Source organism: Chitinophaga sp. LS1, assembly GCF_034274695.1.
Lineage (GTDB): Bacteria > Bacteroidota > Bacteroidia > Chitinophagales > Chitinophagaceae > Chitinophaga.
In genome coordinates, this window is sequence record NZ_CP128362.1 from 3,322,031 (window position 1) to 3,346,875 (window position 24,845).

Genomic DNA, 24,845 nt, shown 5'->3' on the forward strand with positions numbered 1-24,845 from the left:
ACATGAAACAAGCATTGCTTCACCTGGACCATCAGTTGTTTAACCTGATCAATGGCCAATGGCATACGCCGTGGATGGATGCCTTTATTCCCATGCTAAGGGAACCTTTTATGTGGGCGCCATTATACCTTTTCCTCGGTCTGTTTGTCACGATCAACTTTGGTTGGAGAGGTTTCTGGTGGATTGCCTTTTTCCTGCTCACTTTTGGTCTTGCGGACCAGGGTAGTCTGCACATTAAGGACTTTTTCGACAGGGTAAGGCCCTGCCGTAATCCGGACCTGGCGGGTACCGTGCGCATTCTGGTGAGTTATTGCCCACAGAGTGGTAGCTTTACTTCCAACCATGCAGCCAATCACTTTGCCCTGGGTACCTTTTGTTTTTTAACTTTTCGCCATATCAACAAATGGTTGGCTTCCCTGTTTTTCCTGTGGGCACTTGCTATTTGCTATGCTCAGGTATACGTAGGGGTGCATTATCCGTTTGATGTAGCTGGCGGTGCCATATTAGGGATATTTTTAGGAGTAATGAGCGGCAGCTTTTTCCAGCGCCGTATCCGACTGGAACCTGAACTAACGACATGAACTGGCTTTTATTAATCATCATATTTGCTGCTACAATAGGTGGTGGTATTATTCCAATGGTGGTCAGGAAGGCAAATCCCAACCTGCCCATTTACCTGCTGGCAATGTCCGGCGCCTGCCTCTTCGGCATCACTATCCTGCACCTGGTGCCGGAAGTGTATCACGAACTGGGGCACAAGGCTGGTATTTACATAGTAGCCGGTTTTTTTCTTCAGGTAGCTTTACAACAATTATCACATGGTACAGAGCATGGGCATACCCACCTGCCACAGGGGGATCATGATCATGTGTCTATTACCCCTTTATTGCTGGGTCTTTCCGTACATGCATTTATGGAAGGAATTCCACTGGGGTTTCAGTTCGCAGACCCTGCAGCACTGTCTTCGCTGGTGATAGGGGTAGCTGCCCACAAGTTGCCGGAGGCGATGACTTTGATCACTGTTATGATGCATAGTCATCAGCATGGAGCGAAACTATGGCGTATTCTTCTTATCTTTTCGGCCGTCACTCCGGCCGCCGCAATACTGGCAGCCGTTCTGGGCAGTCACTCCGTGTATATTACAAACATTATCGTTTACCTGGTAGCGTTGGTGATCGGAGCGTTTTTGCATATATCCACAACCATTTTCTATGAAAGTGGTACACGTCATCATGAATTGAGCAAGCGGAAGGTGTTGGCCATAATGGCAGGACTCCTTTTAGCATTTCTTACTTTAATATTTGAATAATTCTTTATTTTTAGGCTTTTAATATGGAAGTCGTCGTCATTATCTTCATCCTTATTTTACTGAACGGTCTCTTCTCCATGGCAGAAATAGCTATGGAATATTCGAGGAAGGCCAGGCTGGAATACCTTGCCAATAAAGGGGATGAAAAAGCAAAAGCAGCATTAAAGCTTGCAAACAATCAGGACAGATTTTTGTCCACAGTACAGGTCGGCATTACCCTAACAAGTATTGCCATTGGACTTCTATCTGGTATTTTCCTAAGAGCGACACTCGTCGACATTATCTCAAGATCACCACTGCTTAGCCCATACAGCAATGGCATTGCCATCACGATTATCGTGGTTGTAGTGTCCTATGTGACCCTGGTGCTGGGAGAACTACTGCCCAAAAGGGTGGGAATGGCGCGTCCGGAAGGTATTGCGAAGAGCGTAGCCAGGCCTATGATCCTGTTATCCAGAATCACGTATCCTTTTATCTGGTTTCTGGGAATCTCAACCAATCTGCTGGTAAAGATCTTCAATGTGAAGCCATCAGACAATAACCTCACGGAAGATGAAATCAAGGCCCTGATCACAGAATCAGACGCGATTGAAGAAACCGAGCAGGAGATCATCGAGCGTGTTTTTCACCTCGGAGACCGGAATATTACCTCTCTGATGACCCACCGTACAGATATTGAATGGTTGGACATCCATGATAATAAAGAGGTAGTGAGGAAGAAAATATTTGACAGTCCCCACTCCGTATACCCTGTATGTGAAGGACAGGTAGACCACATCGTAGGTATCATTAAGATTAAGGATCTCTACATGGCTGCCGCTTCCAATAATTATTCCCTGAGTACCATTCTGAGAAAGCCCCTGTTTGTTCCGGAGAACAACTCTGCTTATCAGGTATTGGAAAAATTTAAGGAAACCCAAAGCCGTGCAGCCTTTATCGTAGATGAATACGGTACCTTCCTGGGTATGATCACCCTGAACGATATCCTTGAAGCGATCGTGGGCGACATGCCTGAAATAGGTCAGAACGATGACTGGGAGATTGTGGAACGTGAGGATGGCAGTTTCCTGGTAGACGCCCAGATCCCGTTTTATGACTTCCTCAGCAAGTTTGACAAAGAGGGCTGGGTGACGGAGTTTGAGCAGGAATTTGACACAATGGCCGGCTTTATCCTGCACCACCAGGAACACATTCCTAAAGTAGGGGAGAAGTTCGAGTGGAGAGGATTTACTTTTGAGATAGTTGACATGGATGCCCACAGAATTGATAAAGTACTTGTAGTAGCCCCGTCGCCAGAAGTGGAGGAAGGATAACCTTGAATGCAAAAAAATGAGTTAACTCCCAGGGGGGAGGGGATAATTGAGTGAATTTATTAATTTTGCGCTCTCTTTTACATAAGTAAATAATTTAATTTAATACAATACAATGGTCGTAATAGGAAGTAAAGAGCTTTCTTTGGAAGAAGTGCACCGGATCTTGTTCAATGGGGAGGAGTTATCCCTTGATACAGCGGCTTTACAACAGGTAGAGGAGAATTTTACATTCTTAAAGCAGTTTTCCGCCAAAAAACTGATCTATGGTATCAATACCGGTTTTGGCCCTATGGCTCAATACCGCATCAGCGAAAGCGATACAACTCAATTGCAATACAATCTAATTCGCAGCCATAGTTCAGGAGCTGGTAACTATCTGAATCCTGTACTGACCAAAAGTTTGATGATAGCGCGTCTCAGCAGTTTTATGCAGGCACATTCAGGTGTACATCCTGAGTTGGTGATATTACTGAGAGACCTGATCAATAAAAACGTTTCCCCTTGTGTATATGAGCATGGTGGAGTAGGTGCCAGCGGCGACCTGGTTCAGTTGGCTCACCTGGGCCTGGTACTGATCGGTGAAGGAGAAGTAGTATATGAAGGCCAGCTGCGCCCGACAGCTGAAGTATTTGCGGAACTTGGCATCAAGCCAATGGGGGTGCATGTACGTGAAGGGCTGGCAGTGATTAACGGTACCTCTACCATGACTGGTATTGGTCTGGTGAACATCATCCAGGCAAAGAAACTGCTGGGGTGGAGTTTGATCCTGTCTGCTATGATCAATGAAGTGGTGGAAGCATTTGACGACCACCTTTCTGCTGAACTGAATGCCGTAAAGAAACATGCCGGTCAGAACAAAGTGGCGGCCGCTATGCGCGACATTCTGAAAGATAGTAAGATGGTAAGGCACCGTCCTGACCACTTCTACAAAGAACTGGAAGAAGAGATCTTTAAAGATAAAGTACAGGAGTACTACTCCCTGCGTTGTGTACCACAGGTGCTGGGTCCGGTTTACGATACGCTGGCACATGCTGAGCAGATCGTGGTACAGGAACTGAACTCCGTGAGCGACAACCCGGTAGTGGATCATCATCAGCAGAACGTATTTCATGGTGGTAATTTCCACGGTGATTATATATCCCTGGAAATGGATAAGGTGAAGATTGCGATCACCAAACTGTCCATGCTCTCTGAAAGGCAGCTGAACTACCTGATGAACGACAAGCTGAATCACAAGTTCCCGCCATTCATGAACCTGGGCAAACTGGGTCTCAACTTCGGTATGCAGGGTATTCAGTTCACTGCTACCTCTACTGTAGCGGAGAACCAGACGCTGTCATTCCCGATGTATGTGCATAGTATTCCTAACAATAATGATAACCAGGATATTGTGAGCATGGGTACCAACTCAGCGCTCCTGACGCAGAAGGTAATAGACAATACCTTCGAGGTATTGGCTATCCACGTGATGACGATGCTCCAGGCAGTGGATTACCTGAATTGTCAGGATAAACTGTCATCCTTCTCACACCTGATCTACCAGGAAGTAAGGGCAATTTTCCCTAAATTTATCCAGGATAGCCCTAAATACAAGGATGCTAAAAGGATTAAGGAATACCTGCAGCAGCACGAACCAAAAGTGAATATCTAAAAGGATTAAAATACTAAAGGATGAAATGTGCTTTAATAACAGGTGGCTCCAGGGGTATAGGCAGAGCGATATGTGTGAAGATGGCCGAAATGGGTTACTATGTGATTGTTAACTATAAAGGAAACGAAGCTGCTGCCAATGAAACGCTGGAAGCAGTACGTGCGAAAGGAAGCAACGGAGAGGTTTTACAGTTTGACGTAGCCAACGAGCAGGAAGTACAGGCAGTACTGGGAGGATGGGTAGAAGCCAATAAAGAAAAACAAATCGAAATACTGGTAAACAATGCCGGTATCCGTGAAGATAACCTGATGTTCTGGATGAATTCCACCCAATGGCGCAATGTGGTAAACACAAGCCTGGATGGATTTTTCTATGTAACCAAGCAGGTATTGAACAACATGTTGATGAAACGTTATGGACGTATCATTAATATTGTATCCTTATCAGGAATCAAAGGATTGCCTGGTCAGACCAATTATTCTGCAGCTAAAGCAGGTGTGATTGGTGCTACTAAGGCTTTGGCGCAGGAAGTAGCCAAACGTGGTGTGACTGTGAATGCAGTAGCGCCCGGTTTTATCAAAACAGATATGACAGCCGAACTGAATGAAAAGGAACTGGCCGCCCAGGTACCTATGAACAGGTTCGGAACCCCCGAGGAAGTAGCAGAAGCAGTGGCATTTTTTGCCGGCAAAGCATCTGCTTATATCACAGGTGAAGTACTGTCCATCAATGGTGGCCTGTACACCTGATAAAAGTATAATTCATTGTAGATCAATGCACCTTACTGTCACACACCCACTCATAATCAACCTGCCTGCTAAACGGGTAGAAAACCCGTATACTTTTATATTTTCGCATATAGGCTGCTCTAAAAATTTGCTATCATGAACAGAGTTGTGATCACCGGATTGGGTATTTATTCGTGTATTGGAAAAAACCTGGAAGCTGTAAGAGACTCATTATATAAAGGTAAGTCCGGTATTATCCTGGATCCTGCCAGGAAAGCGTTTGGGTATCGCTCAGGGCTGACGGGTTATGTAGACCGTCCGGACCTGAAAGGTATGCTGGATCGCCGTTCCCGTCTCATGATGCCGGAGCAGGCGGAGTTTGCCTACATGAGTACCCGCGAAGCCCTGGCTATGGCGGGACTGGATCAGGATTATCTGGAAAAGAAGGAAGTGGGGCTGTTGTTTGGTAATGACAGTTCTTCCAAGCCAGTGATAGAGGCGACAGACATTATGCGCGAAAAGAAAGATACCATGCTGGTTGGTTCGGGTTCTGTGTTCCAGACCATGAATTCTACCATCAATATGAACCTGGCCACCATTTTCAAACTGAAAGGCATCAACTTCAGTGTGAGTGCGGCTTGTGCCAGTGGTTCCCATGCTATTGGACTGGGGTACATGTTCATCCGCAACGGTATGCAGGACTGTGTGATCTGTGGGGGAGCACAGGAAATCAATATTTATTCCATGGGCAACTTTGACGGTATTGCGGCCTTTTCAGTAAGGGAAAATGACCCTGCAAAGGCCAGCCGTCCGTTCGATAAAGACAGAGATGGCCTGGTACCAAGTGGTGGTGGGGCAACTGTGATACTGGAAAGTATGGAATCGGCACAGCGCCGTGGGGCAACGATCCTGGGGGAGGTGATTGGTTACGGATTTTCATCAAATGGTGCGCACATTTCTAACCCGACTATCGAAGGGCCGGTGCGTTCTTTGGAAATCGCTCTGAAAGATGCTGGTTTAAAACCGTCAGATGTGGAATACATCAATGCACATGCTACCAGTACCATTGCCGGTGATGCCAGCGAAGCGGCCGCCATCGATCAGGTATTTGGCGAGAGCAGACCGCATGTGAGCTCCACCAAATCAATGACGGGGCATGAGTGCTGGATGGCGGGGGCCAGTGAGATTGTATACTCCATGCTGATGATGCAAAATGGCTTTATAGCGCCGAATATTAACCTTGAAAACCCTGATGGGGCGGCAGCCAGATTAAATATAGCTGATACTACCATTAATAAAGATTTTAATATATTTTTGTCTAATTCTTTTGGATTTGGGGGAACCAACAGTTCTTTGATAGTCCGCAAGTGGAATAATGAATAGCTTGTTGTTAACTGTCAGCACTTTAGAGTATTTATTATAACTTTGAGGCAAAGATCAACGCACAACATTAAGAAGGGTACAGACAGATAAAGGAATACTAAAGACGATTAGGTGACGCGAACTATTTCAAACCAATTTTTAAACACACAACCTATATCTGAGTTAGTTTACACTTGATTATGGATAAGAAAGAGATTATACAAACGACGAATGCATTCCTTGTAGAGGAATTTGAGGCTGATCTGGCTTCCCTGACGCCTGATGCTAACCTGAAAGCTACCCTGGATCTGGATAGCCTGGACTACATCGACCTGGTAGTTGTAATTGAAAATAATTTTGGTTTCAAGGTAAACCCTGAAGATTTCCAGGGTATTGTTACCTTCCAGGACTTTTATGACTACGTAGCCAATCGTCTTAAACAAAAAGAACTGGTATAATGGCTTCCTGGGAGGGAAAGTCGAAAGGGAATAAACTGGGGTATAGCATCTTCATTGGGACATTACGTTATGGAGGCGTTTTGCCTGCCTACATTTTATTAAGGTTTGTAGCCGCATATTATTTCTTATTTTCCTATAGTTCATCTCGCCCTATTTTTCAATATTTTCATACGAAGGTAGGTTATGGCTGGTGGAAGTCATTGTGGAGTGTGTACAGGAATTACTATGTATTCGGACAGGTACTGATCGATAAGGTCATTGTCATGTCCGGATTGTCAAATAAATTTACCTTTGAGTTTGAAGGGGAACAATACCTCAGAGAAATTACCACAGCAGGTAAGGGCGGAATCATGCTCAGTGCCCACCTGGGTAACTGGGAGGTAGCAGGTCACCTGTTTACAAGGTTGGAGACCCGCATTAATATTGTGATGTTTGACGGGGAGCATGAAAGGATCAAAAATTATTTATCCAGTATAACGGGAGAGCGTAATGTGAATATCATTGTTATTAAGGATGATTTGTCGCACATTTACGCCATCAATGAAGCGCTGAGCAATCAGGAGCTGGTATGCATGCATGCGGACCGGTTTCTGACAGGCAACAAAACGGTGAATGCTACCTTTATGGGGCAGGAAGCCAGTTTTCCTGCAGGACCATTCCTGCTGGCAGCCACCTTCAGGGTACCGGTATCACTGGTTTTTGCATTTAAGGAGACAAATACCCATTACCACCTCTATGCTACGCCACCACATGAATATCATGGCAGGCGCCGGCAGGGGGTAGAACTGGCTGTACAGGATTTTGTGCAGGAGCTGGAGGGTATGGTAAAAAAGTATCCGGAGCAATGGTTTAATTATTACGATTTCTGGGAACAGCCTAAAAACAATTAAAAAAGATGTTCATCCATACTGACGACATTACAGCATATATTCCGCAGCGTGCACCGATCGTGATGATCAGTGGTATCCTGGAAGTAAAAGATAATATCACCCGTACCGGCCTTCAGATAGCGCCGGACAACCTGTTTGTAGAAGATGGTGTACTCAAAACTCCAGGTCTGCTGGAGAATATGGCACAGACTGCTGCTGCCAGAGTAGGTTATGTGGCACAACAGGAAAATACCCCGGTCCCAATCGGTTTTATCGGTGCGGTAAAAGATTTTGAAGTGTTTGAATTTCCACCTGCAGGCTCCTTTATCGAAACTACCACGGAGATCGTGAGCCAGGTGTTCAATGCTACCATGGTAGCTGCCAAAGTTCAGTTAAACGGAAAAGTGATGGCTCAGTGTGAGCTCAAAATATTTATAAACCCCTAATCACTTAAAACCATTCTTTATGATGCATGTTAGAAAACAACCTTTTCTTCTGCTGACATTGTTCCTGTTATGTAGTGCAACCATAACCAGTTATGCACAAACCTTAAAAGAATTTTTCGCCAACACTGCTACTCCACTAACCTATCTGGGCGTAGACTTTTCATTGACGAAGATTCAGGGAGAGGCTGCTACTCCAACGGAAATCAGCACAAAATTTGAACCTATTAATTCTGTCATCATTACTGAAGCAAAAAAATATGACGTAACAGGCTCTTTCAAAAGAGCTGCAGCTGTTATTAATTACCCTGATGCGGTAAACAAAGTAAATGAAGACGCGAATGTGACCAAAATGAAGACTGATAATGTGAGCGATCTGGGCACATTGACACCTGACGACATCAGCAAGCACGTAAAGGTGTATAACCTGAGTGGTAAGACTGGTATTGGGCTGGTATTCATCATGGATGGCATGAGCAAAACAAACAAGGAAGCAGCAATGTATGCGACCCTGATTAACCTGAGCACAAAGAAAGTGCTGCTCACAGAAAAAATAACCGGTAAGGCACAGGGTTTCGGTTTCCGCAACTACTGGGCATATACCGTGTACAAAGTACTGCACACAATTAGTTCCGATAAATATAAAGACTGGGCAAAAACCGCTGCATCAGCTCCTGAAGAAAAGGTAGCAGAAGTACCAAAAGCTGATACAGCAAAGCCGAAAGCCGCCAAGAAAGGCAAGAAGGCCGTGTGATAAAACTGATGAATATATGTACCCGACACTAACGGAAAAGGCCAATATACTGGTAAAGTTTAATGAAGCAGATCCACTGGGAATAGTATGGCATGGTCACTACATACGCTATTTTGAAGACGGCCGCGAAGCCTTTGGAGAAAAGTATGGGTTCCGTTACCTCGATATATATAATCACGGATATTCGGTGCCGGTTGTAAAGGTAGATTGTAATTACAAACGCTCTTTACGCTACGGAGACCGTGTCATTGTGGAAACCACCTATGTAAATACCCGGGCAGCCAAACTGAAGTTTGAGTATAAACTATACAATGCTGCCACCGGAGAACTGGTGGCGGACGGTAGTTCCATGCAGGTATTTCTGGACATTGAGACAAATTCATTGCAACTGACCCTGCCTCCCTTTTTCGAGGAATGGAAAAGGGAGCATGGTCAGCTCGAGCAGACTAAATAAATGAGCGGACATGAGGAATGTGTATGTAGCGGCAGATAATATCTTTTCTCCGCTGGGTAGTACGACAGCTGAAAATTTTGCACAGGTATGCAATGGGCAGAGCGGCATTCGCCTGCATGATGATCCGGCCTTTTCACCGGGTCCTTTTCATGCTGCCATGTTTGCACCCGGACAGCTGAAGATGACTGCCCATACACGTTTTGAACAGATGCTCATCCGTTCTGTACAGCAGGTACTGGACCAAACCAATATTGATATAAACGATGGGCGTACTGCTTTCATCGTATCCACTACAAAGGGTAATATAGAACTGCTGGAAGAACAGGAGAACCCAGTGATGGCAGAGATGGAACTGTTCCATACTGCCCGCAAGGTAGCCACTCACTTTGGTTATACAGCTGATCCGATTGTGGTAAGCAATGCCTGCATCTCCGGATTATTGGCGATACTCACCGCCAGAAGACTGATCCTCTCAGGCAGGTATGACCAGGCAATTGTAACGGGAGCAGATGTGCTGACGAAGTTTGTATTATCCGGTTTCCAGTCATTCCAGGCTGTAAGTCCTGAAGCTTGTCGTCCTTTTGATGCAGCGCGCAAAGGGGTGACATTGGGAGAAGGAGCCGCCACCGTGTTGTTGACTGTTCGCGAAATGGGCATTCGTGTGGGTGCGGGCGCTGTCACAAACGATGCCAATCACATTTCTGGTCCGAGCCGTACAGGTGCAGAACTGAGTTATGCGATGTTGCAGGCACTGAAAGGAACGGGATTAACGCCATCGGATATAGGATTTGTATCCGCACATGGTACTGCTACAATGTACAACGATGAGATGGAGTCCAAAGCCTTACACCTGGCAGGTTTGCTGGAAACACCAGTGAACAGTCTGAAAGGATACTATGGACATACCCTGGGTGCCGCCGGCCTGATAGAAGCTATCATTGGTATGCAGGCGCTACAGCAGGATACAGTGATACCTACACTGGGATTTGAAACACTGGGTGTAAGTCAGCCAGTGTTGGTTAGTAATCAGATAACACATAAACCAATGCAGCATTTCCTGAAAACAGTGTCGGGATTTGGAGGGTGTAATGCTGCGATGGTATTTTCTAAATAGATATACATACAGCATGGAGCTTTTTAGTAAAGAAACAAAGACAGCCCTACAGGCACAGGAAGCAGCCCTGAGACTGGCATTTGCGCCGATCGCATTTCAGGCCACCCGCGCACTGCGTGACTTTGGCATTTTGGAAGTGATCAGCAACAGTGGTCCTGAGGGATTGACGATTGAAGAAGTATTAGAGAAAGTAAAACTGTCTCGTTATGCTGTACGTGTATTGCTGGAGGCGGGGCTCGGTATGGAATTGCTGATTGTAAGTGAAGAGAAGAAGTATGCCCTGACCAAGACAGGTTACTTTATTCAACACGACAGACTGACCCGCATCAATATGGATTTCTCCCAGGATATCTGTTACCTGGGTATGAACCACCTGAAGGAAAGTCTGGAAGAAGGCCGCCCTGCAGGTCTGAAAGAACTGGGTCCATGGGATACCATTTACCCGGGTTTACCACTCCTGCCACCTGAAATTGGCAAGAGCTGGTTCGACTTTGACCATTATTATTCCGATCTGGCCTTTCCACAGGCATTACAGATCGTATTTGCCAATAAACCACGCACCCTGCTTGACATTGGCGGTAATACCGGCAAATGGACACTGGCATGTACAAAACATGACGCCGATGTTCGTGTGACCATGTTTGACCTGCCTGGTGAAATTGAAATTGCTGCGCAAAAGATGAAAGATGAGGGTGTAGCAGATCGTGTATCTTTCCACGAAGCGAATATCCTGGATGAAAGCCTGCCTTTTCCACAGGGATTCGATGCGATCTGGATGAGTCAGTTCCTCGACTGCTTCTCCGAAGAGCAAATTGTATCTATCCTGAAACGTTGCCGTGAAGCGCTGACCGAAAACGGTACTATCTATATCCTGGAACCATTCTGGAACAGGCAGCGTTTTAAGTCAGCTGCATTCAGTCTGCAGCAGACCAGCCTTTACTTTACCGCTATGGCCAATGGAAACAGTCAGATGTACCACACTGACGATTTCTTCAAATGCATTGCTGATGCAGGTCTGCGTATCGTAGAGGAAAACAACCAAATGGGCTTAAATTATACCCTCTTAAAGTGTCAAAAATGAGACAAAAAGTAGACGTCCTGGTCATTGGTGCCGGTCCTTCAGGAACTGTAGCTGCTTCTATCATTAAGCAGGCAGGTTATTCTGTGAAAATCGTCGAGAAATTACAATTCCCCCGCTTTGTGATCGGGGAGAGTTTGTTGCCCCGTTGTATGGAAGCCCTGCATGAAGCCAAATTCATTGATGCAGTTACTGCTCAGGGATTTCAGCAGAAGTTTGGCGCCAAGTTCGTAAAGGGCGACAAGATCTGTGATTTTACTTTTAAAGAGCAATTTACAGAGGGGTGGGATTGGACCTGGCAGGTAACCAGGGCCGATTTTGATAAAGCACTGGCAGATGCTGTAGAAGCAATGGGTGTGCCGGTATGCTACAATACCACTGTGACCAATATCGAATTTAATGGCTCCGATTCTGTTACTACTGTAGAAGAAGCAGAAGGTAAACAGTATGAGATCGAAGCCCGTTTTATAGTAGATGGAAGTGGCTATGGTCGTGTGATTCCACGCCTCTTCAATCTCGAAAAGAACTCTAACTTACAACCTCGTAAGGCACTGTTTGCCCACACAGTGGATGTAAACAGGTTGCAATATGACGAGCCTAACCGTATTACAGCGGTGGTGCACCGTCCAGGAACCTGGATCTGGATTATTCCATTCAGTTCCGGCAATACTTCGGTAGGTTTTGTAAGTGATCCATCTTTCCATAATGAGTTTTCAGGTACACCAGAAGAGCAGTTCCGGGCTATGCTGGCAGCAGAACCATATACCAGAGAGCGCTTCAAAGACGTAGACCTGGTGTTTGAACCACGTGTACTGGAATCATGGTCAGCCACCACAGATAAGTTCTATGGAGAAGGATTTGTATTAACAGGTAATGTGACCGAATTCCTTGATCCGATCTTCTCATCTGGCGTAACTTTGGCTTGTGTATCTGCACAGACGGCATCTAAACTGGTGATTCGTAAGCTGAAAGGCGAAGCTGTAGATTGGGAAAAGGAATACATGCAACCCACTATGCAGGGGGTGAACACCTTCCGCTCTTATGTGATGGCATGGTATGAAGGTACCCTGGACAAGATCTTCTTTGCAAAGAATATTCAGCAGGATATGAAAAACCAGATATGTTCAGTACTGGCAGGTTATGTATGGGATGAAACCAATCCATATGTAAAGAACCATGAAAAAGGATTGCAACGTCTGGCACGTACCATCGAACTGATGGAAAAGATTGAGGAAGAAGGTAAAAACCTTGCATAGTATCATTTAATAGCGAAGATTTGGATAGCACCGGGCTAAATATAACAGGAAGTGTGGTGATCCGGAACAACCGGATCTACAGGAATAATGAGGTGATCTGGGAGACACCTGAAAATCAGCCATTGCCTGACTTTTTGCGGGCGGCGTATGATCATATTTCAGGGCAGTATCCCAAATTTCATAAGATGGATCATCTCAGCAAGCTGGGATGGCTGGCGGCAGAAGTCCTGTTACAGCACCGACCGTTTACCAGGTATGCACCTGAGCAGGTCGGATTGATATTAGCCAATCGTAGCGCCAGTCTGGATACAGACCTGCGGTATTTTGATTCAATAAAGGAATTTCCCAGTCCGGCGTTGTTTGTATACACGCTGGCCAATATAGTAATGGGGGAGATCAGCATCCGTCATGGATTCAAAGGAGAGAATGCGTTCTTTACTTCGGATCGTTATGATGAGGTGCTGCTCATGGATTATACAAAACAGTTACTGACAGAAGGAGCCGTAAGTGCCGTATTGTGCGGATGGGTAGAGGTGATGGGAAGTGAGTACGAAGTGATCCTTCATCAGATAGAAAAATAATTTCTTTCCGTGGCCCACACAGTGGGGCACGCCGTTTAAAATAAAAATATCATGGAAAATTTGATGGCTACACTCAAAGCCCAGATCATAGAGCAACTGAACCTGCAGGAAGTAAAACCGGAGGATATCGGCGACGATACCCCCCTGTTCAAAGACGGACTGGGACTGGATTCCATCGATGCACTGGAACTGATCGTTCTGCTGCAGCAACATTATCGTATTCGTATTGCCAACCCTGAGCAGGGACCTGAAATCTTTCATTCCGTACGCTCAATTGCCAATTTCATCACAGCACATCAGCAACAAAATCAATAGACCATGGGCGGAAACGATGTTTGGGTATTAGGTGGTGGCGTCATTTGCGGTATTGGTAACAACGTACCGGAGTGTATTGCGGCTTTCCGGCAAATAAAGCCGGGTATGACCACTATGCAATACCTGACCTCCACACATCGCGACAGCTTTCCGGTAGTAGAAGTAAAAGCTGACAACGCTACGCTGGCTGCAAAGTCAGGTCTCCCTGCCCACATCAGCAGAACAGCACTGCTCAGTGCCGTTGCTGTAAAGGAAGCATGGGAGAGCGCAAGGCTGGGCAATATCCGCGAATACCGGGTAGGTCTCGTCTCAGCCAATACCGTAGGGGGTATGGACAAAACGGAAGACTTCTTCGCCGAATACCTGCAGGATAATCAATCCGGCAGATTGCGCGATGTAGTCAACCACGAATGTGGCAGCATCACTGAACTGGTAGCCGATATGCTGGGCATCCGCCATCATGTATCTACTATCAGTACAGCTTGTTCTTCCTCTGCAAATGCGATTATGTATGGCGCCAGATTGCTCAAAAACAACCTGGTCGACGTTGTGATTGCAGGAGGTACGGATGCCCTGACCCGCTTCACCCTCAATGGATTTAACACCCTCATGATCCTCGATCAGAAAGCCTGTCGTCCATTTGACGATACCCGCACTGGTCTGAACCTTGGAGAAGGCGCCGGCTACATCGTAATGGTCAGCGATGCCATTGCACAAAAGATGGACATCCAGCCATGGTGTAAACTGACGGGTTATGCCAATGCCAATGATGCTTACCACCAAACGGCTTCTTCGCCTGATGGTATTGGTAACTACCTGGCTATGCAGCAAGCGATGGAAATGGCAGGCATCACTACTGAGGACATGAGTTATATCAACCTGCATGGTACAGGTACACTCAACAATGATCTGTCAGAAGGTACTGCCATTCAGCGTTTATTTGGGAATGCCGTGCCTCCGGCCAGCAGCACCAAATCGTTCACCGGTCACACATTGGGTGCCAGTGGTGGTATAGAAGCTGTATTTGCTGCACTGGCAGTGAAAGAGGGTTATCTTTACCCCAATGCACAATTCAGCCATCAGATGAAGGAACTGAACTTTTCGCCGGTGACAAAATTTTCAGAAGGCAATGTGATCAACAATGTCATGTCAAACTCTTTTGGATTCGGCGGAAACTGTTCCAGCCTTGTCTTCTCGAAGGAAAATAGTTAGGAACTATGAACATTTACATAAATGGAACGGGTTGTGTCTCGCCGCTGGAAACAGCGATAGAAGGGCGTTTGCCATCGGCCGCGCCTTTGTACGACAATATCCGTCTCAAAGCGGCAGAACCTGATTACAAGCAATGGATCGACATCAAGATGATCCGCAGGATGAGCCGTGTCATTAAAATGGGCGTAGCTGCAGCACAATTGAGTCTTCAGGAAGCTGGGATTTCCAAACCGGAAGGCATCATCACAGGCACTGCATATGGTTGCCTGGATGATACAGGTGTGTTCCTCACCAAAATGGTTAACCAGAACGAAGAAATGCTGACACCAACGGCATTCATACAGTCTACCCACAATACAGTGGCTGGACAGATAGCTCTTCTACTGGAATGCCATGCTTATAATAATACTTTTGTACACAAGGGCTTTTCTTTCGAACATGCACTCATAGATAGTATCATGCAGCTGCGCGAAGGAAAGATATCCAACATACTGGCAGGGGCGATGGATGAGCTGACGAATCACAGCTTTAATATCCTTTCCCGTTTCAATTTATTTAAACATGCGCATGCCGGAGAAGGCGCCGCCTGCTTTGTGCTCAGCACAAAGCAGGGGCCGAATGCCATTGCGAAACTGAAAGGAGTGTCTGTGTTGTATAAACCGGATTCTTTTGAAGAAGTGGCTGCTGATATCGTTGGTTTTCTTGCCGCACATAATTGTAGTCAGGAAGATGTAGACCTGGTTATTACAGGTCGTAACGGTGACCCGGCAGGGGATGCGTGGTATGAGCATGTGGAAAATAAGTTATTTAGTGAGTTGCCTGTGGCGCATTTTAAACATCTGTGCGGAGAGTATCCTACTGCCAATGCATTCGGTACCTGGATGGCCAGCAGAATCATTGCCAGCCAGGAAGTTTCACCTGCTGTATTATTCAAGGGAAATGCGCCATCATCGATAAAGAAGTTATTGTTGTACAATCATCATGATGCTACGCATCATTCGATGATCCTCTTATCAATATGCTGACACACCGGAATACAAATATCGTCCTGATTGCACTTATTGCACTGTTTCTATGGCTGTCATTGCCATGGTGGGCATTTGTATTGCTGTTTATTCCTTATTCAGGCGCACTCGTATGGGGCGCCATGCAGATTCAGTCGGGCTTTTTTCTGAAAGCAGTATGTGCTGCAGAGACCTCAGAGAAAGTAGTGGCCCTGACATTTGACGATGGTCCACTCACTGAATTTACCCCACAGATACTCGATATTTTACACAAAGCACAGGCACCTGCTGCTTTCTTTTGCATTGGCAACAGGATAGCAGGACAGGAAGCTTTGCTGAATAGAATAGATGCAGAAGGACATGTGATCGGGAATCACAGCTTCTCCCATCACTTCTGGTTTGACCTGTATCCTGCAAAGAAAATGCTGGCAGAATTACAACAGGTAGATTCCGCTATTGAACAGGTGACAGGCAAAAGGCCCCGCCTCTTCCGCCCACCCTATGGTGTGACAAATCCGAATGTACGCAGGGCTGTACAGAGAGGAAAATACACGGCCATTGGCTGGAATATCCGTTCGCTGGATACAGTGGCCAAACAGGCAGATGAACTGATGAACAGGATTTTGTCTGGTTTGAAACCTGGTGCTGTCATTCTCATGCATGATTCAATCCCCCTCACAGTAGAAATACTGCCGGCATTGATCGCGCACATACGTGAACAGGGATATACTATTAAAAGAATTGATCAATTACTAAATATACCCGCATATGCGTAGATGGATAATAGCATTGATAATGATGTGTGGTGTGGTGCAGGCAAATGCCCAACAGCATCAGGGATATAAACCGGTAGCAGACATAGCTGGTTTCAAGCAGCAGTTTGCCACAGCCTCCCGTCAGACGCAGTCTATACAATGTGATTTCGTGCAGGAAAAGAACCTGAGCATGTTGGCAGACAAGATCACTTCCAAAGGTAAGTTCTGGTTCAAGAAAGAAAATAAGGTAAGAATGGAGTATACCACTCCATCGTACTACCTGCTGGTGATGAATGGCAAAGACATCAAAACTAAAGATGGTCAGAAAGAAAGTCATGTATCTACAAAGGGCAACAAACTGTTCGAGCAGATCAACAAGATCACTGTGGATTGTGTACAGGGGAATGTAGTGGACAATGCAGATTTTAAAACCACCATCCTTGAAAGCACCGCTGGTTACCTGCTGGAAATGACACCAGTGAACAAACAGCTGGCACAGTACTTCAAGACGATCGTACTGCTGGTAGACAAGAAAGATCTGACTGTGAATAAGATTGAGATGTACGAAGCCGGTGGAGACAATACCACCATCAGCTTTCTGCACAAACAACTGAATGTAAATATACCGGATGCGACTTTTGCTGCTAAATAGTCTGTTGCTACTATGCATACTGACCAGCTGTACCAATGTATACAAAGACCTGCGACAGACAACGGGCGATCCTGCCTGCATTACGCAGTTCAGACCACAGTTTGACAATACATTGTACAGCACACAGGTAGATGTGATGAAACATCACCTGAGTGGTTTACTGTTTTTCAAGCAAATGCCGGATAGCAGTCAGCGGGTGGTGTTTGCAAATGAGATGGGCTTTAAATTCTTCGACTTTGAGTTTACAAAAGACGGACAGTTCATCAAGCATTACATGATGGACAAGATGGATAAGAAGGCGGTCGTGAAGACGTTGAGAGGGGATTTTGAGCTGGTATTATTACATCCTGATTTACGGCAGGCAACAGTTAAGAAGGATGATAAGTTTCGCTATGTAGTCGTGCCTACAGCAAAAGGGAACAACTATTATATCACCGACACTACCTGTACAAAGCTGGAAAGGGTTGAAAAATCATCTTCCCGCAAACCGGTAGTAAAAGCCTGGCTCACGGATTATAAAAATGGTGTGCCGGATACAATCCTGATCAGACATCAGGGATTCAAATTTAATATTTCACTACAACGCGTACAGAAATAATGTTAGCAGGAAAATTATATACACTGGAACAGACATTACAGGAGGCAGCAGACAGCGCCACTTATCGTATCGTGCTGAATGCGCAGCATCCTGTATTTGAAGGCCATTTCCCCGGGCGCCCTGTGGTCCCTGGTGTAACGATGATGCAAACCATCCAGGAACTACTGGAAGGCAAGTTACAGCAGAAGGTGGTGCTGAAAAAAGCCAGCCAGATGAAGTTCCTGAACATGATCGATCCAAATGCAAACCCGCAGGTGGACGTGACTATTCAGCACAAGGAACAGGAAGGAGAAATCAAAGTGACAGCCTCGCTGAAGTTTGATGTGCTCACATTTATGAAATTTCAGGGATCATTCGTAACCGCTTCATGACGGAACAGCCAATATACAACGATCAGTTTTCGGCACGCAAAGTAGCCGTATTGATTCCTACCTACAACAATGCCGGCACACTCAAAGCTGTGCTACAGGATGTATTATCCTATACTCACCACGTGATTGTTGTGAACGATGGCAGCACGGATAGTACTACTGCTATCCTGGATGAGTTTCCGCACCTTCAACGGGTGGAGTACACGCCTAACAAAGGAAAAGGTATTGCCCTGCGCAGAGGCTTTAAGTACGCCATGCAGCAGGGGTATGATTATGTGATCACTATGGATGCTGATGGGCAGCACTTTGCTTCAGACCTGCCGGTGATGTTGGACATGGTGAGCACGCATCCTAAGTCCATCGTGATTGGTGCACGTAATTTGCAACAGGAAAACATGCCCGGCAAAAATACATTTGCCAACAAGTTTTCCAACTTCTGGTTCTATGTGGAAACAGGGTTGAAAATGCCGGACACACAATCCGGTTATCGCCTGTATCCAATATATGCTATGAAGGGCATGCACTTCTGGTGTACAAAATATGAATTTGAAATAGAAGTAATGGTGCGCAGTGCCTGGAAGGGTATAGGCATCGATTCAGCGCCTGTAAAGGTATATTATCCGCCAGCAGAAGAGCGGGTTTCTCACTTCCGCCCGCTGCGTGATTTTTCCCGTATCAGTGTATTGAACACGGTATTGGTGCTGATCACTTTTCTGTATATCAAGCCACGTGACTTTATCCGCTACCTCTTCAAAAAGGAGAGCTGGAAGAGTATCTGGAATGATCATATTCTGAACAGGAATGAATCCAATGCGAAGAAGGCAGCAGCCATCGCGTTGGGGGTGTTCCTGGGTATCGTACCCATCTGGGGTTTTCAGCTACTGAGCGCTTACCTGCTGGCAGCGAGATTAAAACTCAACAAGGCTTTGGTACTGATAGCATGTAATATCAGCGTACCGCCCATGATCCCTTTTATCATCTTTGTCAGCTTTGCAACAGGTAAGTTCTGGATGAAAAATGGCAGTATGACCATCAACTTTAGCAAGCAACTGAGCTTTGAAACGGTGAAGCTGAACTTTGAACAATATCTCTATGGTAGTATTACGCTTTCGATCGTGGCTGGCTTGCTGGCAGGATTGATAGTGTATGCATTACTTTCTATATTCAGGAACGATCCTGTAAAACAAGACCAGCCAATTTAGTTAAGCATTATCAGTATGGGCAAATTATTCGTAGGCATATACAATTTCTTTGATCGTCACAAAGCATGGTGCTGGGCCTGTATGCTATTCAGTTTTGTACTGGTAGGCGTAGGGGCGTGGCAGATCCGGCTGGAAGAGGATATTACCCGTATTCTGCCCCAGGATAAAACCCTCGATAAGCTACAGCAGGTGTTCAATGATTCACACTTTGCTGATAAGCTGGTCATCACTATTTCACAAAAAGACAGTACTGCTGCTGCACAACCTGATAGTCTTACTGCATTTGCCGGTGAACTTGCCGATAGTGCAAAAATACACCTGGCTCCCTGGATGAACCAGATCCAGGCACAGGTACAGGATAGTACCGTGCTGGATATGATGCAGGTAATGCAGGATCATCTGCCTGTATTCCTGGAAGAACAGGATTATGCACGTATCGATTCACTCATCACACCTGAGCGATTACAGCAATCACTGCAAAGCAATTATAACACCCTGATCTCACCGGCAGGACTGGTGGTGAAAAAAGTGATCGGCGTGGATCCTACCGGCATGTCCTGGCTGGGTATCAAGAAATTACAACACTTACAATACGACGACCATTTTGAGCTGTATGATGGTTACATCATGACGAAAGACCATCAGCACATCTTAATGTTTATCACTCCCAGGTATCCTCCCAGTGCAACGGGAAAGAACACTGTTTTCTTAGATGAACTACAGGCGCAGATCGATTCATTGCAGGGATATCATTCATTTACGACCGCTTCTTATTTTGGAGGAACGGCTGTATCAGCAGGTAATGCGATACAGTTGAAAAAGGACCTGGTGCTTACACTGAGCATTACCATTGTTGTATTTGTGATACTGATTCCACTGTATTTCCGTAAGAAGAGAGCAGCGGTATTACTGATGCTGCCGGTAGTATTCGGTGGTTTATTTTCACTGGCCTGCATCTGGCTGGTACAGGGTAGCATCTCTGGTATTGCATTGGGTGTAGGTGCGGTGGTATTGGGGATTGCGATCAACTACTCCCTCCATGTATTTAACCATTACCGACATTTCCCCGACATCCGTGAGGTGATCAATGACCTTGCGACACCGATGACGATCGGTAGCTTTACCACGATCGGTGGTTTCTTTTGTTTACAGTTCATAGCATCTCCTATTTTGCAGGATGTGGGCATCTTTGCTGCATTCAGTCTGATAGGGGCTGCATTATTCTCCCTTATTTTCTTACCGCATCTGATTGTATTAGGGAAGAGAGAAGAAGTAGCTCATCATGACACCTGGTTAGATAAGATCTCTACTTATAAACCGGAGAAAAATAAATGGTTGGTAGGTGCTATTCTTGTGTTGACGGTGATCTTCTTCTTTACTATGAAGAATGTAGCTTTTGAAAGCGATATGATGCGTATGAACTTCATGCGTCCTGAGCTGAAAGAAGCAGAAGCTACCCTCAATAAGGTCAATGCTTACACTGCGCAATCCGTATACCTGATCACCGAAGGTCCCGACCTGGAAACCGCCTTGCAACGCAGCGAAGCATTGCTGCCAAAGGTGGATCAGTTACAACAACAGGGTGTTGTGAAAAAGTATACTGGTGTGAATGTATTGTTACTTTCGAATCAGGAACAACAACGTCGTATCCAAAGATGGAACGCATACTGGACACCTGAGAAGAAACAACAGGTCATTGCGTATCTGCAACAGCATGGTCCTGCTGTAGGTTTTAAACCCGCTGCCTTCGAACCATTTGCACACTGGCTCACCCAGCACTTCGAACATATACCGGATGCGACCTTACAGAATCTGCGTACAGGGTCATTAGGCGATTTTATCACAGAAAAGCATGGTGAAATATCGCTCGTAACGCTGCTGAAAGTAGATCCTGCACAGAAAAAGACAATCTACGAAAAGCTGGAACACGATCCCAATACCACCATTCTCGACAAGCAATATGTAACGAACCGTTTAGTGGTCGTATTACAAAATGAATTCAGCAGCATTGCCTGGATGACTTCATTGCTGGTATTCTTTGCATTGTTACTCTCATACGGTCGTATAGAACTCACCATCATCACCTTTATCCCCATGGCCATCAGCTGGGTGTGGATATTGGGTATCATGGGGCTGTTTGGTATCCGTTTCAATATTGTGAATATTATTCTCAGTACATTCATCTTTGGTCTGGGTGACGATTACAGCATCTTTACCATGGATGGGTTATTGCAACGATACAAGACGGGGAAAGAAGAGAATCTGTCTTCATTCCGTTCTTCCATTTTCCTGTCAGCGATCACTACTATCATAGGTCTGGGTGTGATGATCTTTGCAAAACACCCTTCCCTGAAGTCGCTGGCATTGATCTCTATCATTGGTATCACCTCCGTAGTGTTGGTATCACAGGTACTGATTCCGTTCCTGTTCAACTGGCTCATTACCAACAGGGTCAATAAAGGCAGGGCGCCGTGGACACTGCATGGCTGGCTGAAGTCAGTATTTTCTTTCACTTATTTTGTATTCGGTTGTCTGCTTATGACGGTGATAGGATGGTTCCTGCTCCGTGTCAATCCATTCAATAGAAAAGTTGGTAAGCAATTATATCATCGCGTATTATCAAAATACACATGGTCTGTGATATACATCATGGGCAATGTAAAAAAGAAGATCATCAATCCTTTGGGTGAAAAGCTGGATAAGCCAGCTGTCATCATCAGTAATCATACGTCATTCCTCGATATCCTGGTGTCTACTATGCTGCATCCGAATGTGGTGCTGCTCACCAGTAAGTGGGTATGGAACTCACCTGTATTTGGTGCAGTGGTGAGAATGGCTGATTACTACCCGGTGGCAGATGGTGCAGAAGGTAGTATTGAGAAACTGAAAGAACAGGTAGACAATGGCTACTCTATAGTAGTATATCCTGAAGGTACCCGCTCTCCTGACGGTAAAATGAAACGCTTCCACAAAGGTGCTTTCTATATTGCAGAACAGTTAGGACTTGATATTTTACCAATCATTATTCATGGCACGGGTTACACCATGAGTAAGAATGACTTCCTGCTCAAGGATGGTCATATCACGGTGAAATACCTGCCCCGTATTGCACCCGGCGATAGCTATGCTGCACGTACCAAGGAGGTGAGCCGTTATTTCAAAGCAGAGTACGAAGTGCTGCGTCAGTCCATAGAAACGCCTGCCTACTATCGTGAGCAGATGATCTATAACTATATCTACAAAGGCCCGGTATTGGAATGGTACATGCGTATCAAAACCAAACTGGAAGGTAACTATGAACTGTTCGATGAGCTGTTGCCAAAGAAAGGGCGTATACTGGATGTAGGCTGTGGATATGGATTCCTGAGTTATATGCTCCACTGGATGTCGCCTGACAGAGTGATTAAGGGTATTGATTATGATGAAGATAAGATCATCACTGCACAGCATGGCTACCTGAAAGGAGAGCAGCTGTCATTTGAATGCGTAGACGTAACCAATTATACATTTGACAGGTACGATGCATTTGTAATCACAGATGTATTGCACTACCTGCAAGCGGACGAGCAGGCAAAAGTACTGTCAGCGTGCATCAATCAACTGGAACCGGGTGGCGTGATCATAGTAAGGGATGGAGATAGTGACCTCACCGAAAGGCATGAAGGTACCCGTCTCACTGAATTCTTTTCTACCAAACTGCTTGGGTTCAACAAGACAAAAGATAAACCCTTGTCTTTCTTCTCCTCATCCGCAATCGCCAACATTGTAGCAGCTAATGGCGCCGTGATGGAGAAAATTGATAACACGCGTTATACCTCGAATGTTATTTTTATTATCAAAAAGTTACCCCCTGAAGATGCAGCAATATGATGTCATAATTATCGGAAGTGGCCTGGGCAGTTTAGTTTGCGGAGCCATCCTCGGCAAGTATGGTTATCGCGTTTGTTTATATGAAAAGAACAGGCAGATAGGTGGATGTCTGCAAACTTATTCGCGCGACAAGGCAATTATTGATTCCGGTGTACACTATCTGGGTGGCCTGGAAGATGGACAAACCCTTCACAAAGTGTTCAGGTACCTGGGTGTACTGAACAACATGAAGCTGCTTCGTATGGAGATGGATGGTTTCGATCATATCCATTTCGGCAACGAGCCGCAGGTGTATAAAATAGCCCAGGGACGTGATAACTTTATTCAGCAACTGTTAACATCTTTTCCAAAAGAAAAGGATGCCTTGCATGCCTATGTAAACAAACTGGAAGAAGTATGTGGCAAATTCCCACTCTTTAACCTGAGAATGGGTAGTGCCGCTGAAAAGGAAAGTGTAATGGGCGAAGAGGTCTGCGCATTTCTGCGAAGTATCACGGATGATGAACGCCTGCAACATGTACTTGCCGGGAATAACATGCTCTATGCTGGTTTTCCTGAAAAAACACCGTTGTATGTACACGCCCTGGTACAACACAGCTATATAGAAAGTGCCTGGAAATGTATAGACGGTGGTTCCATCATTGCCCGTAGCCTGAACAAGACGATCCGTGCACAGGGTGGTGACATCATTCGCAATACGGAAGTAAAGGAAATCGTAGAGAAAGATGGGAAGGTGAGTCATATCGTACTGGAAGACGGTAAGGAAATAGAAGGAAAGTATTTCATTTCCGGTCTGCACCCTGCCCGTACCATCGGTATGTTAAAAGGTGACGGATTGCGTAATGCTTACAAGTCCCGCATTAACTCACTGGAAAATACGCCCGGTACCTTTATGATCAATGTGGTACTGAAGCCCAATACTTTCCCATACCTGAATCACAACATATATCATCACGCCACTTCCAATGCATGGGATGGCATTAATTATACAGCGGACAACTGGCCGCTGACTTATGCCATGTTCGTATCGGCGAGTACCGGTCACGAGGAATATGCTGATAACCTGTCTATTATGACCTATATGCGTTACGAAGATGTGGCGCAATGGCATGATACCTTTAATACTGATGATAAGCCACACGAACGGGATGCCAGTTACCAGGAATTTAAAACGGAGAAAGCTGAAAAGCTGCTGGATATGGTCTCGGAGCAATATCCACACCTGCGTAGCTGCATCCAATCCATGTATGTGGCCACACCACTCACGTACCGCGACTACCTGAACATTCCGGAAGGTAGTATGTACGGCGTAGTCAAAGATGCTAGAGAACCGTTAAAGTCTATGATTCCTGCAGCAACCAGAATACCTAATTTGTATCTTACAGGCCAAAATCTGAACTTACATGGTATTTTGGGTGTAACGATGAGTGCGGTGCTGACCTGTGCGGGGTTAGTAGATATTGAAACCATCGTGGAAGAGATAAATAAGAGTTAAG

25 protein-coding genes are annotated in these 24,845 nt (G+C 45.6%); all 25 read left to right on the forward strand.

The features are described 5' to 3' along the window. The first annotated feature begins 2 nt into the window (after nt 1-2). The 25 genes from QQL36_RS13855 to QQL36_RS13975 all read left to right on the forward strand — a co-directional run bounded on the left by QQL36_RS13855 (nt 3) and on the right by QQL36_RS13975 (nt 24,844). Nucleotides 3-581 (forward strand): phosphatase PAP2 family protein, encoded by a 579-nt coding sequence (locus QQL36_RS13855; RefSeq protein WP_320580851.1) that lies wholly within the window; start codon nt 3-5, stop codon nt 579-581. After that, nucleotides 578-1,309 carry a ZIP family metal transporter gene (locus tag QQL36_RS13860; protein ID WP_083721344.1) on the forward strand — a complete coding sequence of 244 codons (732 nt, stop codon included), beginning with the start codon at nt 578-580 and terminating at the stop codon, nt 1,307-1,309. Before QQL36_RS13855 ends, QQL36_RS13860 begins: the two co-directional genes overlap by 4 nt. Before the next feature lie 23 nt (nt 1,310-1,332). Further along, a complete protein-coding gene (locus tag QQL36_RS13865) occupies nt 1,333-2,622 on the forward strand; it encodes a hemolysin family protein (protein ID WP_321570042.1) in 1,290 nt (429 codons plus the stop codon). 112 nt (nt 2,623-2,734) lie between these two features. Continuing rightward, complete coding sequence (locus tag QQL36_RS13870) at nt 2,735-4,273, forward strand: aromatic amino acid ammonia-lyase (RefSeq protein WP_321570043.1); 1,539 nt, start codon at nt 2,735-2,737, stop codon at nt 4,271-4,273. A gap of 20 nt (nt 4,274-4,293) precedes the next feature. After that, the gene (gene fabG / locus QQL36_RS13875) at nt 4,294-5,022 is read left to right on the forward strand and encodes a 3-oxoacyl-ACP reductase FabG (protein ID WP_083721347.1); all 729 of its coding nucleotides are present in this window, start codon (nt 4,294-4,296) and stop codon (nt 5,020-5,022) included. Between the two features lie 135 nt (nt 5,023-5,157). Next, a complete protein-coding gene (locus QQL36_RS13880; protein ID WP_083721348.1) occupies nt 5,158-6,384 on the forward strand; it encodes a beta-ketoacyl-[acyl-carrier-protein] synthase family protein in 1,227 nt (408 codons plus the stop codon). Nucleotides 6,385-6,563: 179 nt separating this feature from the next. Beyond that, a complete protein-coding gene (locus QQL36_RS13885; protein ID WP_083721349.1) occupies nt 6,564-6,821 on the forward strand; it encodes a phosphopantetheine-binding protein in 258 nt (85 codons plus the stop codon). Next, nucleotides 6,821-7,711 carry a lipid A biosynthesis acyltransferase gene (locus QQL36_RS13890; protein ID WP_083721350.1) on the forward strand — a complete coding sequence of 297 codons (891 nt, stop codon included), beginning with the start codon at nt 6,821-6,823 and terminating at the stop codon, nt 7,709-7,711. Before QQL36_RS13885 ends, QQL36_RS13890 begins: the two co-directional genes overlap by 1 nt. 5 nt (nt 7,712-7,716) lie before the next feature. After that, the gene (locus tag QQL36_RS13895) at nt 7,717-8,136 is read left to right on the forward strand and encodes a hypothetical protein (protein ID WP_083721351.1); all 420 of its coding nucleotides are present in this window, start codon (nt 7,717-7,719) and stop codon (nt 8,134-8,136) included. Nucleotides 8,137-8,155: 19 nt separating this feature from the next. Further along, nucleotides 8,156-8,887: a hypothetical protein gene (locus QQL36_RS13900; protein ID WP_321570044.1), complete on the forward strand. Its 732-nt coding sequence runs from the start codon at nt 8,156-8,158 to the stop codon at nt 8,885-8,887. Between the two features lie 16 nt (nt 8,888-8,903). Then, entirely contained in the window at nt 8,904-9,341 is a 438-nt protein-coding gene (locus QQL36_RS13905) for an acyl-CoA thioesterase (RefSeq protein WP_083721353.1), read from the forward strand. 10 nt (nt 9,342-9,351) lie between these two features. Beyond that, entirely contained in the window at nt 9,352-10,455 is a 1,104-nt protein-coding gene (locus tag QQL36_RS13910) for a beta-ketoacyl-[acyl-carrier-protein] synthase family protein (protein WP_321570045.1), read from the forward strand. 13 nt (nt 10,456-10,468) lie between these two features. Then, complete coding sequence (locus QQL36_RS13915) at nt 10,469-11,536, forward strand: methyltransferase (protein ID WP_083721355.1); 1,068 nt, start codon at nt 10,469-10,471, stop codon at nt 11,534-11,536. Continuing rightward, nucleotides 11,533-12,789 (forward strand): NAD(P)/FAD-dependent oxidoreductase, encoded by a 1,257-nt coding sequence (locus QQL36_RS13920; RefSeq protein ID WP_321570046.1) that lies wholly within the window; start codon nt 11,533-11,535, stop codon nt 12,787-12,789. The genes QQL36_RS13915 and QQL36_RS13920 overlap by 4 nt, the downstream gene beginning before the upstream one ends. Nucleotides 12,790-12,809: 20 nt before the next feature. After that, a complete protein-coding gene (locus QQL36_RS13925; protein WP_321570047.1) occupies nt 12,810-13,370 on the forward strand; it encodes a hypothetical protein in 561 nt (186 codons plus the stop codon). A 51-nt stretch (nt 13,371-13,421) separates the two neighbouring features. Continuing rightward, nucleotides 13,422-13,685: a phosphopantetheine-binding protein gene (locus QQL36_RS13930; RefSeq protein WP_083721357.1), complete on the forward strand. Its 264-nt coding sequence runs from the start codon at nt 13,422-13,424 to the stop codon at nt 13,683-13,685. 3 nt (nt 13,686-13,688) lie between these two features. Continuing rightward, on the forward strand, nt 13,689-14,897 hold the full coding sequence (locus tag QQL36_RS13935) for a beta-ketoacyl-[acyl-carrier-protein] synthase family protein (RefSeq protein ID WP_321570048.1): 1,209 nt from the start codon (nt 13,689-13,691) through the stop codon (nt 14,895-14,897). Nucleotides 14,898-14,902: 5 nt separating this feature from the next. Then, nucleotides 14,903-15,922, forward strand: coding sequence for a beta-ketoacyl synthase chain length factor (locus QQL36_RS13940; RefSeq protein WP_321570049.1), 1,020 nt, complete (start codon nt 14,903-14,905; stop codon nt 15,920-15,922). Next, on the forward strand, nt 15,916-16,677 hold the full coding sequence (locus tag QQL36_RS13945) for a polysaccharide deacetylase family protein (protein ID WP_321570050.1): 762 nt from the start codon (nt 15,916-15,918) through the stop codon (nt 16,675-16,677). Before QQL36_RS13940 ends, QQL36_RS13945 begins: the two co-directional genes overlap by 7 nt. Further along, nucleotides 16,670-17,308 carry a LolA family protein gene (locus tag QQL36_RS13950; protein ID WP_083721361.1) on the forward strand — a complete coding sequence of 213 codons (639 nt, stop codon included), beginning with the start codon at nt 16,670-16,672 and terminating at the stop codon, nt 17,306-17,308. The genes QQL36_RS13945 and QQL36_RS13950 overlap by 8 nt, the downstream gene beginning before the upstream one ends. Beyond that, nucleotides 17,286-17,906 (forward strand): hypothetical protein, encoded by a 621-nt coding sequence (locus tag QQL36_RS13955; RefSeq protein WP_321570051.1) that lies wholly within the window; start codon nt 17,286-17,288, stop codon nt 17,904-17,906. Before QQL36_RS13950 ends, QQL36_RS13955 begins: the two co-directional genes overlap by 23 nt. Then, a complete protein-coding gene (locus tag QQL36_RS13960; RefSeq protein ID WP_321570052.1) occupies nt 17,906-18,277 on the forward strand; it encodes a 3-hydroxyacyl-ACP dehydratase in 372 nt (123 codons plus the stop codon). The genes QQL36_RS13955 and QQL36_RS13960 overlap by 1 nt, the downstream gene beginning before the upstream one ends. Then, on the forward strand, nt 18,274-19,479 hold the full coding sequence (locus tag QQL36_RS13965) for a DUF2062 domain-containing protein (protein ID WP_083721364.1): 1,206 nt from the start codon (nt 18,274-18,276) through the stop codon (nt 19,477-19,479). Before QQL36_RS13960 ends, QQL36_RS13965 begins: the two co-directional genes overlap by 4 nt. Nucleotides 19,480-19,494: 15 nt before the next feature. Then, a complete protein-coding gene (locus QQL36_RS13970) occupies nt 19,495-23,349 on the forward strand; it encodes a 1-acyl-sn-glycerol-3-phosphate acyltransferase (RefSeq protein WP_321570053.1) in 3,855 nt (1,284 codons plus the stop codon). Further along, nucleotides 23,336-24,844, forward strand: coding sequence for an NAD(P)/FAD-dependent oxidoreductase (locus tag QQL36_RS13975; RefSeq protein ID WP_321570054.1), 1,509 nt, complete (start codon nt 23,336-23,338; stop codon nt 24,842-24,844). Before QQL36_RS13970 ends, QQL36_RS13975 begins: the two co-directional genes overlap by 14 nt. Nucleotide 24,845 lies beyond the last annotated feature (1 nt).

What these genes read in the sequence shown, in the direction of transcription:
- QQL36_RS13855 (WP_320580851.1), top strand. Translation starts at nt 3, where the DNA reads ATGAAACAAGCATTGCTTCACCTGGACCATCAGTTGTTTAACCTGATC.
- QQL36_RS13860 (WP_083721344.1), top strand. Translation starts at nt 578, where the DNA reads ATGAACTGGCTTTTATTAATCATCATATTTGCTGCTACAATAGGTGGT.
- QQL36_RS13865 (WP_321570042.1), top strand. Translation starts at nt 1,333, where the DNA reads ATGGAAGTCGTCGTCATTATCTTCATCCTTATTTTACTGAACGGTCTC.
- QQL36_RS13870 (WP_321570043.1), top strand. Translation starts at nt 2,735, where the DNA reads ATGGTCGTAATAGGAAGTAAAGAGCTTTCTTTGGAAGAAGTGCACCGG.
- fabG (WP_083721347.1), top strand. Translation starts at nt 4,294, where the DNA reads ATGAAATGTGCTTTAATAACAGGTGGCTCCAGGGGTATAGGCAGAGCG.
- QQL36_RS13880 (WP_083721348.1), top strand. Translation starts at nt 5,158, where the DNA reads ATGAACAGAGTTGTGATCACCGGATTGGGTATTTATTCGTGTATTGGA.
- QQL36_RS13885 (WP_083721349.1), top strand. Translation starts at nt 6,564, where the DNA reads ATGGATAAGAAAGAGATTATACAAACGACGAATGCATTCCTTGTAGAG.
- QQL36_RS13890 (WP_083721350.1), top strand. Translation starts at nt 6,821, where the DNA reads ATGGCTTCCTGGGAGGGAAAGTCGAAAGGGAATAAACTGGGGTATAGC.
- QQL36_RS13895 (WP_083721351.1), top strand. Translation starts at nt 7,717, where the DNA reads ATGTTCATCCATACTGACGACATTACAGCATATATTCCGCAGCGTGCA.
- QQL36_RS13900 (WP_321570044.1), top strand. Translation starts at nt 8,156, where the DNA reads ATGATGCATGTTAGAAAACAACCTTTTCTTCTGCTGACATTGTTCCTG.
- QQL36_RS13905 (WP_083721353.1), top strand. Translation starts at nt 8,904, where the DNA reads ATGTACCCGACACTAACGGAAAAGGCCAATATACTGGTAAAGTTTAAT.
- QQL36_RS13910 (WP_321570045.1), top strand. Translation starts at nt 9,352, where the DNA reads ATGAGGAATGTGTATGTAGCGGCAGATAATATCTTTTCTCCGCTGGGT.
- QQL36_RS13915 (WP_083721355.1), top strand. Translation starts at nt 10,469, where the DNA reads ATGGAGCTTTTTAGTAAAGAAACAAAGACAGCCCTACAGGCACAGGAA.
- QQL36_RS13920 (WP_321570046.1), top strand. Translation starts at nt 11,533, where the DNA reads ATGAGACAAAAAGTAGACGTCCTGGTCATTGGTGCCGGTCCTTCAGGA.
- QQL36_RS13930 (WP_083721357.1), top strand. Translation starts at nt 13,422, where the DNA reads ATGGAAAATTTGATGGCTACACTCAAAGCCCAGATCATAGAGCAACTG.
- QQL36_RS13935 (WP_321570048.1), top strand. Translation starts at nt 13,689, where the DNA reads ATGGGCGGAAACGATGTTTGGGTATTAGGTGGTGGCGTCATTTGCGGT.
- QQL36_RS13940 (WP_321570049.1), top strand. Translation starts at nt 14,903, where the DNA reads ATGAACATTTACATAAATGGAACGGGTTGTGTCTCGCCGCTGGAAACA.
- QQL36_RS13945 (WP_321570050.1), top strand. Translation starts at nt 15,916, where the DNA reads ATGCTGACACACCGGAATACAAATATCGTCCTGATTGCACTTATTGCA.
- QQL36_RS13950 (WP_083721361.1), top strand. Translation starts at nt 16,670, where the DNA reads ATGCGTAGATGGATAATAGCATTGATAATGATGTGTGGTGTGGTGCAG.
- QQL36_RS13955 (WP_321570051.1), top strand. Translation starts at nt 17,286, where the DNA reads ATGCGACTTTTGCTGCTAAATAGTCTGTTGCTACTATGCATACTGACC.
- QQL36_RS13960 (WP_321570052.1), top strand. Translation starts at nt 17,906, where the DNA reads ATGTTAGCAGGAAAATTATATACACTGGAACAGACATTACAGGAGGCA.
- QQL36_RS13965 (WP_083721364.1), top strand. Translation starts at nt 18,274, where the DNA reads ATGACGGAACAGCCAATATACAACGATCAGTTTTCGGCACGCAAAGTA.
- QQL36_RS13970 (WP_321570053.1), top strand. Translation starts at nt 19,495, where the DNA reads ATGGGCAAATTATTCGTAGGCATATACAATTTCTTTGATCGTCACAAA.
- QQL36_RS13975 (WP_321570054.1), top strand. Translation starts at nt 23,336, where the DNA reads ATGCAGCAATATGATGTCATAATTATCGGAAGTGGCCTGGGCAGTTTA.